Source organism: Rhizobium sp. YJ-22, assembly GCF_029601685.1.
Lineage (GTDB): Bacteria > Pseudomonadota > Alphaproteobacteria > Rhizobiales > Rhizobiaceae > Metarhizobium.
Genome location: NZ_JARRIR010000041.1, coordinates 1 through 7,568 on the forward strand (window position 1 = coordinate 1; position 7,568 = coordinate 7,568).

Genomic DNA, 7,568 nt, shown 5'->3' on the forward strand with positions numbered 1-7,568 from the left:
TCGGTGCCGGGAATGTAGAAATAGCCAGTGCCGTAAGCGTCGCAAACGCGGACATATTCCATCGGCTCAGGCTCGGCGGCAACGATGGCGTCGGCAGCCTGGGCGCCGGAAACTGCAGCGAGGGCTGCAGCGGAGCCGAGAAGAAGGCTCTTGATGTTCATTTTTGAACTCCAGTCAATCAAATCGTTCGAGAGCATGGTCCGCCAACGGTAAGTCGCGACAAGATGATATCCCGGACCTGCGATTCCGGGATATATACAATCGAAATGTTTGTAAATCTTTTCTGACATCGAAAGCGGTGTCCCCGCGCCTTGGGATTTCGGGTGTGGGATTCCGGCAACAACCACTCCCGGCGCAACGAAGGACTGGAGAAGGACGGCCCGAGCAACGACGTGCCCCTGACGAACGACCCCGTTCATCAGGGGCTCTCCGAGTGACCGATAATGCCCGTGGACACGCCTGGAGGCTGCGTGCAAAGCAGGCGTCAGTCGCATATTCGCCGGCATCCCGTTCCCGGATTCAGTGGATCGATCGTCGAAACGGGAGACGCGACGGCTGATTTTTCTATATACAAACGCCTTGTTTGTAAATCAACGTTTTCGCGATCTCCCGCCCCCAACGCGCCTTTGCCGCCAGAACCGCCTTGACGGCGCGAGGCATCGTACTACTAAGTGACACATAAGATATCGTGCCCATCCCAGCAGTGTGACCGCCTGGTCCGAAAGTCACCCATGACAGAAAAAACCTCACATCGCGGACTCGTCGTCGTCGCGATCATGGCCAGCATGGCGATGATCGCCATCGAGGCGACGATCGTATCGACGGCGATGCCGCAGATCGCCGCGCAACTCGGTCAGATCAACCTCTATTCCTGGGTGTTTTCGTCGTTTCTCCTGACCCAGACGGCAACGACCGTCGTCTTTGGAAAGCTGGCGGACATCTATGGGCGCAAGCCGATGATTCTCATCGGCATCGCGCTGTTCCTGATTGCCTCGGTGCTTGCCGGCTTTGCCTGGTCGATGCCGTCGATGATTGCCTTCCGGCTGCTGCAGGGCGTGGGTGCGGGCGCCATCCAGCCCGTCGCGATGACGGTCGTCGCCGATCTGTTTCCCGGCAACCAGCGCGGCAAGGTCCAGGGTTATCTGGCAAGCGTCTGGGCGTTGTCTGCCGTCGTCGGCCCCCTGCTCGGCAGCCTGATCATCCACAACCTGCCCTGGGCCTGGGTTTTCTGGATCAACGTGCCCGTGGGGCTTTTCGCCTCCCTGGCGTTTCTGCTTTTCCTGCATGAGGAGAAACGGTCGCGATCGGTCTCCATCGATGTGCTTGGCGCCGCGCTTTTCGCCATCTCGATTTCCGCGCTGATGATCGCGCTGACCGAACTGGAAAGCGCGGTATCGGGACAGGCCGTCGGCATGCTTGCTGTTTTCGTGATCGCGCTGGCTGGGTTCGTCTGGCAGGAACGCCGCGCGGAAGCGCCGATGATCGCCCCCGGCTTGTGGCTGAAGCGGCCGATCGCCTTTGCAAACCTGGCCGTATTTTTCGCCAGCATGTCGATCATGGGCCTGACGACCTTTCTGCCGATGTATGTCCAGACGGTGCTCAACCGCTCGCCGCTGGTTGCCGGTTTCGCGTTGACCATGCTTCTTCTCGGCTGGCCCTGCGGCGCGACCATCGCTTCGCGCCAGTTCGCGCGCTTCGGCCTTCGTCCCATCATGATCGCCGGCAGCCTGCTGATCCCGGTCGGCACCTTCCTGTTCATCCTGCTGACGCCATCGAGTTCGGCGATCCTCGCCGGCGCCGGTTCGCTGATCATGGGTTTCGGCATGGGGCTGCTCAATATCAGCGCCCTGATCCTGACGCAGGAAAGCGTGAGCTGGACCGAGCGCGGCAGCGCCACGGCCTCGAACGTCTTTTCGCGCAATCTCGGCAGCACGCTCGGCGCGGCGGTGCTCGGCGCGGTGTTGACCTACGGCCTGGCGCACGCCACCAACGGCCAACCGATCACACCGGAGCAGATCCGCGGGCTGCTGAACGCCATCGGCGGCACGGAAGATATCCGGCTTGCCTTGCAGCACGCGCTGCATGCGACATTCGTCGCCATGCTGATGATCGCCGCGCTTATCGTGCCCGCCTGCCTGTTGGTCCCCGCGTTGCGGGCAGGCGACCATGCGCCGCAGGAAGCGTAACCCGTCGCCGCAGGCATCGGTTCAGGCCGGAGCGGCCTCCCGGCTCCAGGGACATGGCCATCGTCAAATCGAGTTACGCTCGACATAGACCACCGAAGCCCGGTGCGGGCGGTAGGCGCCCGCCTTCCCCGGCCTGGCCCGGCGCAGGGCGTTCACCGCCCAGGCGCCCATCTCCCGATGCGGCAATATGATCGTGCTGAGCAGCGGGCGCAGGTGGCGGCAGATTTCATCGTCGTCATACCCGATAATGGAGATGTCGCTGCCGATGGCGAGGCCGGCCTCGCGAACCGCCTCGTAGCAACCCGACGCCATCTTGTCGTTCTGGCAGAAGATCGCATCCGGCCGATCCCTATGCGCCAGAAGCCGCCGCGTCGCCTCGTAGCCCGAGGTCGGCGACCAGTTGCCTTCCAGGGTCAGTTCCGGGTCATGCGGCAGGCCAGCCTCGTCCAGCGCCCGGCGATAACCCTTGAGACGGTCGAGGCTCGCCTCCATGAAGGGTTCGCCGGTGATGGTGGCGATACGGCGCCGGCCCCTGGCGATCAACGCCTGCGCCGCCCGGCGCCCGCCCTCGAAATCGTCCGGCACGACCGAGGGAAATTGATTGTCGTCGCTATAGCAATTCAGCAGGACGACGGGAATGTCCAAGTCATAAAGGATGGCGGGCAGCGTGACGCGCCGGGTGAAGATCGACATATAGACGAGACCGGAGACGCCGCCGCGGCTCAAGCTGCGCACGACGGAGTCCTCCATGGAACGGATGCCCATGGTCTGGGCCGCGAGGATGACCGTCCCCTCCTCCCAGGAAGCCTGGCGCGCGCCCTCCAGCGCGTTGACGGTTTCCGGGCTCGTCGCCATCTGGTCGACGACGAAGCCGAAACTCTCCGGCCCATCCATCGCCGCCCGCGCGATCGGCGACGCCTCTCCATATTTGAGCGAGCGGGCAGCCTGAATCACCTTTTGCCGGGTTTCCTCGGAAATCTTCACGCCGACGGCATTGTTGAGAACGAAGGACACCGTCGCCTGCGAGCAGCCGGCAAGGCGCGCGACATCGGTCATCGTCGCCTTGCGGGCCGTAGGGGTTTGCGCAGCGCGCCGTGCCATGCCTTGTCTCCGAACAGATATGACAGGGCTGTATATCATTTATAGGCATAAGCCCATTGACTAATAATTATTAGTTGACGTAGCCTTGCTTCATCATGGGAGGAACGATCATGAACGCGGCCTACGGACAATATGCATACGACATCGACACCCATCTCCAGACCCTGCAAAGCGATGGCATCGTCGGGCTGAAATCGGCCTTCACCCCGGAATGGGCGGACGAGATGCGCGAAGACATGATGACAGCCTTCTGGTCCGCCATCCAGCGCCCCGGCGGCGCCGTCGGTCGCGGTCCCCGCCGATGGTATGTCGAAATCCATCCGCAGGATTTCCGCGGCTTCGTCGATCTCATCACCCACCCCTGGGTCACCGGCATCTGCGAACGCATGCTCGGACCGGATTACCAGATCGTCGAAATCGGCCTCGACGTTCCGTTCCAGGGGGCGAAATACCAGCCATGGCACCGGGACTTTCCTTCACCGGCCGATACCTATCGCGATCACAGGATCACTTCGCTCGCTTTCAACCTGACCGGCGTCGACGTCACGCCCGACATGGGGCCTTTCGAAGTGGCGCCGGGTACGCAATGGGATGACGGGCGCGCGTGGAAACACGAGATGTTTCCCGACAAGGCGCTATGGCCGCGATTCCAGGAAAGGGCGGTGCGCAAATATCCCGCCCGGGGCGACATTTCCTGCCGTTCGGCTCTGACGATGCATCGCGGCACCGAACACCTCTCGCCGATCGCCCGACCGGTCATGGTGCTCGGCGTCGACGCGCCCGGCGCCGGCCATGCCGAACTCCACGACATGATGGTGACCCGCGACTGGCACGAGGCCCTGCCGGAAAAGGCCCGCAAGCACCTCATCTGCCGCGTCGTCGACGAACTCGTGCCCATCACCCAGAAGCACGATATCGAAGGCCTGGTGATGGGTGCGGAGCCCAGCTGAGAACCGGCGCAACGCATTTGCGCCCGCCGGCAACCGGGACAGGAAGCGTTCCGGGCGTCAATAGGCCTCCGGAACATACATGTCTTCCGGAGGCTCGTTGCGGATATAATCGTCGTGACGAACGCGCTTGGGCAATTCGATCGGCGCCTTCGGGACGTCCTCGTAAGGCACCTGCGAGAGAAGATGCGCGATGCAGTTGAGGCGCGCCTTCTTCTTGTCGACGGCCTCGACGATCCACCAGGGCGCTTCGGGAATGTGGCTGCGCGCCAACATGTCTTCCTTGGCCTTGGTGTAATCTTCCCAGTGTACACGGCTTTCCAGGTCCATGGGCGACAGCTTCCACTGCTTGAGCGGATCATGGATGCGCATGCGGAAACGGAATTCCTGCTCCTCGTCGGTGATCGAGAACCAGTACTTGATGAGGATGATGCCGGAGCGAACCAGCATGCGCTCGAACTCCGGCACCGAGCGGAAGAACTCTTCCAGCTCGTCTGGCGTGCAGAAGCCCATGACGCGCTCGACACCGGCGCGATTGTACCAGGAACGGTCGAACAGCACCATTTCGCCCGCGGTCGGCAGATGCGGCACATAGCGCTGGAAATACCATTGGTTGCGCTCGCGCTCGGTGGGCGCCGGCAGGGCGACGACGCGGCACACGCGCGGATTGAGACGCTGGGTCACGCGCTTGATGGCGCCGCCCTTGCCGGCGGAATCGCGCCCCTCGAACAGCACGACCACCTTGAGCTTCTTGTATTGCACCCAGTCCTGCAGCTTGACCAGTTCATGCTGCAGGCGGAACAGTTCGCGGAAATAGACGCGGCGTTCCAGCGTCGGCACCGGCGGTTCCGACATGCCCTCGGCGATGAGGTCGTCGAGGCGCTCTTCCTCGATCTGCAATTCCAGCTCCTCGTCGAAGCTATCGGCGATCTCCGCCTTGATGCGATTCAAATGATTGTCGTCGAACATGACTGGTATCCGTCGCTGAAGGAAATTGCGGCCGGCGGCATTTCGTCAGCCACCGGTGTTTCTCGGTATTCGACACCTGTCGGGATGCCGGATGCAAGGGAATGGAAAGAGATCTGGCAGCTTTCAAGACGGCAGCGCCTGCCATCGCACCACTCCATGTCGATAGGGGTCGAGCCGCCTCGAAGGCTGCTCATACCGGGATGCCGTAACGTTCTCGGTCAAAACCTATAGAAACCCGCCATGACGTTTTCGTGACGAACCGGCCGGGGATCGGACGAAGCTGCGGAGGGGAGCCTGCCCGAACCGACCGTCCGGCGCCGCGCGTCGAAGCGATGACTTAAACCACGCTGTTGACGGATCGAAACGGCACTGGACGACGCCCACCCGATCGCGCTTTAACGGCGCACATCCCGCCCTCATTCCACCGATCGGAAAACGATGCCAATCCACGAACTTGCCGCGCTCGGCGCCGCGACCTGCTGGGCCATGACCGGGCTGATCTCGGCAGGCCCTGCCGGCCATCTCGGCGCGCTCGCCTTCAACCGCGCCCGCCAGATCTTCGTCACCGCACTGCTGGGGCTCTATGTGCTGTTTACAGGCGCGTGGCATGAACTGACACTGGCGACCTCAGGCCCGCTGCTGCTATCCGGCCTGATCGGCATCTTCATCGGCGACACGCTGCTGTTTGCGACGCTCAACCGCCTGGGGCCGCGCCGCTCCGGCATCCTGTTTGCGCTGAATGCGCCGATCTCGGCGCTGCTCGGCTGGTTGATGCTCGGCGAGACGCTTTCGGGTTTCGCGGTGGCAGGCGTGGCGCTGACCGCATCCGGCGTGTTCCTCGCCATCCTCTTCGGCAAGCGCCGGGCGCAGATGCATCAGTGGGAGACGGTCAAGGGATCGCTCGCCGTCGGCGTGCTGCTGGGGATCGGCGCGGCGACCGGCCAGGCGATCGGTTCGATCATCGCCCGGCCGGCCATGGAAACCGGCATCGATCCCTTCCTTGCCTCGCTGCTGCGCGTCGGCATCGCGGCCACCTGCCTCAGCATCCTGATCCAGCTGCCGATCCCTTCCGTGAAGCCGAAGGGGTCGCTGACGCCGAAGGTCGCGGCAATGACGGCCCTGACCGGCGTGCTTGCTCTGGCTATCGGCATGACACTGCTGCTGTTTGCGTTGTCGGGCGGCAAGGTCGGCATCGTCTCGACCCTCTCGGCCACCTCCCCGGCCATCATCCTGCCCATGCTCTGGCTGAGGACCGGCGAACGCCCCGCCGGCGGCGCCTGGGCCGGCGCCGCGCTCGTGATCGTCGGCATGGCGTTCATCTTCATCCGCTGAGGCGATTGCCGCCCCGTTCACCGCGAAGATCGTCCTGCAGGTCTTTAAGCGATTCGATCAGGCGATGAGCGCGGGCGTGTGGGGGCGTTTGTCGTTGGGGCGAGGCTGCTGGCGAGTGCCGTGTAGCGAGCGAGCGACAGCCCTTCCCCGGCCCGCTGAAATCGTCGTGAACGAAAAGACCGGCGCGCTGCCATCGGCAGCGCCCCGACCAGTTTGTCCTATGCCGCCAGCACGCCGCTCTTCTTGGCGGTCCAGGTGGCGATATAGTCCATCAGGGGCGGATTGAGGCAGTCATAGGGTTCGAGATTGAGATCGCGCAGGCGGGCGCGCACGCCGTCCATCCCGGCCGGATCATAGCCACTCTCGATGATCGAGGAGACGAACGCGGCAAAGCCCGGCCCCGCCCAGCCGCTCTCCTCAAAGCGTTCCGGATGCACGAAGGACAGGCCCTTGAACGGATGGTCGCGCTCGACCGGTCCATACATATGCACGCCGCATTCCTTGCAGGCATGGCGCTGGATAAGGGCGGCGGGATCGACGACGGCGAGTTTTTCGGCATGCTCGACAACCTCGACGCTTTCGGTCGGCGCCACGGCGACGACCGAGAACACTGCGCCTTCAGGCTTCCAGCATTTGGTGCAGCCGCAGGCATGATTATGGGCGATGTCGCCCTTCACCTTCACCTTGACCGGATTGCTGGCGCAGGCGCAGACCAGCGTGCCCCCGGAAAAGGATGCGTCGGTCGCCTTGAACCCGCCATCGACGGCGGGATGGATCGATATGCTTGGCATGGACTTCTCCTCCTTCATGAGCCAGCGCGGCATGCCCCGGCCCGATCGCTGAATTTCCGATCTCAAGTCCCCGCGCGCACCCGGTCACCCGGGCGGCCCCGCCGATACCGGCATCAATAGACCACGACGCCGCGAATGCTCTCGCCCTTGTGCATCAGGTCGAAGCCCTTGTTGATGTCGTCGAGCGGCATGGTGTGGGTGATCATCGCATCGATCTGGATCTTGCCCTCCATGTACCAGTC

7 protein-coding genes and 1 pseudogene are annotated in these 7,568 nt (G+C 63.2%); 3 read left to right on the top strand and 5 right to left on the bottom strand.

The genetic code is table 11. The annotated features are described in order from the left end of the window. On the bottom strand, positions 1-419 hold a 419-nt coding region (locus tag P7F60_RS30510; RefSeq protein WP_277921211.1), incomplete at its 3' end, for a porin. A gap of 312 nt (positions 420-731) precedes the next feature. Between P7F60_RS30510 and P7F60_RS30515 the strand changes: the two genes are divergently transcribed. Continuing rightward, on the top strand, positions 732-2,186 hold the full coding sequence (locus P7F60_RS30515; RefSeq protein WP_277921212.1) for an MDR family MFS transporter: 1,455 nt from the start codon (positions 732-734) through the stop codon (positions 2,184-2,186). A 63-nt stretch (positions 2,187-2,249) separates the two neighbouring features. On the opposite strand, the gene P7F60_RS30520 is transcribed toward P7F60_RS30515, so the two are convergent. Next, the gene (locus P7F60_RS30520) at positions 2,250-3,287 is read right to left on the bottom strand and encodes a LacI family DNA-binding transcriptional regulator (RefSeq protein WP_277921213.1); all 1,038 of its coding nucleotides are present in this window, start codon (positions 3,285-3,287) and stop codon (positions 2,250-2,252) included. Between the two features lie 110 nt (positions 3,288-3,397). On the opposite strand from P7F60_RS30520, the gene P7F60_RS30525 reads away from it, so the two are divergent. Further along, positions 3,398-4,237, top strand: a complete 840-nt coding sequence (locus P7F60_RS30525) for a phytanoyl-CoA dioxygenase family protein (protein WP_277921214.1) — start codon at positions 3,398-3,400, stop codon at positions 4,235-4,237. Between the two features lie 57 nt (positions 4,238-4,294). Here the strand turns inward: P7F60_RS30525 and ppk2 are convergent, their stop codons facing one another. Further along, positions 4,295-5,203, bottom strand: a complete 909-nt coding sequence (gene ppk2 / locus P7F60_RS30530; protein ID WP_277921215.1) for a polyphosphate kinase 2 — start codon at positions 5,201-5,203, stop codon at positions 4,295-4,297. Between the two features lie 438 nt (positions 5,204-5,641). Between ppk2 and P7F60_RS30535 the strand changes: the two genes are divergently transcribed. Beyond that, positions 5,642-6,535, top strand: a complete 894-nt coding sequence (locus P7F60_RS30535) for a DMT family transporter (RefSeq protein ID WP_277921216.1) — start codon at positions 5,642-5,644, stop codon at positions 6,533-6,535. A 218-nt stretch (positions 6,536-6,753) separates the two neighbouring features. Here the strand turns inward: P7F60_RS30535 and gfa are convergent, their stop codons facing one another. Together gfa and P7F60_RS30545 are read right to left on the bottom strand one after the other, a co-directional pair. After that, positions 6,754-7,326 (bottom strand): S-(hydroxymethyl)glutathione synthase, encoded by a 573-nt coding sequence (gene gfa, locus P7F60_RS30540; protein ID WP_277921217.1) that lies wholly within the window; start codon positions 7,324-7,326, stop codon positions 6,754-6,756. A 113-nt stretch (positions 7,327-7,439) separates the two neighbouring features. After that, positions 7,440-7,568, bottom strand: a pseudogene (locus P7F60_RS30545) (S-(hydroxymethyl)glutathione dehydrogenase); the annotation flags it as partial.